Source organism: Arthrobacter sp. GMC3, assembly GCF_002929305.1.
GTDB lineage: Bacteria > Actinomycetota > Actinomycetes > Actinomycetales > Micrococcaceae > Specibacter.
Genome location: NZ_PJIO01000110.1, coordinates 1 through 612 on the forward strand (window position 1 = coordinate 1; position 612 = coordinate 612).

Genomic DNA, 612 nt, shown 5'->3' on the forward strand with positions numbered 1-612 from the left:
GTTGGTCACCACCATGCTCTTGCCGGTGATCTGGTTGAAGTACTTGGCCATGGTGCGGGCGTTGAAATCGGTGTCGCCGCCAGGGTTGGCGATCACCACCACCTGTACGGGGCGGGTCGGCCATTTCACATCGGCGGCCATCGTGGTGGAGGCGGCAGCGAGACCGGCGATGCCGGCTAGGGCGGAAAGCAGGGAGGCGCGGAATATTGTTTTCATTGGAGTTCTCCGGTTTGGGCTGCGGGTTCAGGTATTGCGGCCGAGGCTGGGTTTCTTCGGGTCGTAGGTCCAGCCAGGCACCAGGTAACGCATCGCCATGGCGTCGTCGCGCGCGCCGCTGGCGACCTGCTTGTACAACTCGTGGGCGGCCATGATCCGCTCCATGTCCGGCTCGATGCCCAGGCCCGGGCGCTCGGGCACGCGGACCTGGCCGCCGACGATCTCGAGTGGCTCGCGGGTCAGGCGCTCCTGGCCCTCCTGCCAGATCCAGTGGGTGTCGATGGCGGTGATGCGCCCCGGCGCGGCGGCCGCGGCGTGGGTCAACATGGCCAGCGAAACGTCGAAATGGTTGTTCGAATGCGAACCCCAGGTCAGGCCGAACTGCTCGCACATCTG

1 protein-coding gene and 1 pseudogene are annotated in these 612 nt (G+C 66.0%); both read right to left on the bottom strand.

The annotated features are described in order from the left end of the window. Positions 1–216: pseudogene (locus tag CXQ94_RS23880) on the bottom strand (hypothetical protein); the annotation flags it as partial. 27 nt (positions 217–243) lie between these two features. Further along, a partial coding sequence (locus CXQ94_RS23885; protein ID WP_368665589.1) for an enolase C-terminal domain-like protein occupies positions 244–612 on the bottom strand: 369 nt, incomplete at its 5' end.